This window comes from Pseudomonas sp. IT-P4 (assembly GCF_949767755.1).
Lineage (GTDB): Bacteria > Pseudomonadota > Gammaproteobacteria > Pseudomonadales > Pseudomonadaceae > Aquipseudomonas > Aquipseudomonas monachiensis.
Map to the genome: position 1 here is coordinate 1 of NZ_CATKPX010000106.1, position 280 is coordinate 280.

At 59.3% G+C, this 280-nt stretch carries 1 protein-coding gene; it reads left to right on the forward strand.

Annotation, left to right across the window (positions count from 1 at the left end):
* A partial coding sequence (locus tag ACM6IT_RS28010; protein WP_414919114.1) for a DUF2345 domain-containing protein occupies nt 1-280 on the forward strand: 280 nt, incomplete at both ends.

Genomic DNA, 280 nt, shown 5'->3' on the forward strand with positions numbered 1-280 from the left:
AAGGGTGCAGGCGCAGAACGATCGCCTGGAGCTGATCGCACGGCACGGGTTGGAGATCACCAGCACCGAAGATGAAATCCACATCACGGCGAAAAAGAAAATCGTCCTCAACGGCGGGGGCAGCTACATCACCCTGGAGACGTGTGGCATCGAATCCGGCACGGCGGGTGACCACAACATCAAGGCGGCGCATTTCGAGTACAGCGGTCCGGCGAGCATGAAGGCCACGCATCCGGACTATCCGCAAAGCCTGTCCAGACAGACCTTACGAGTCAACCTG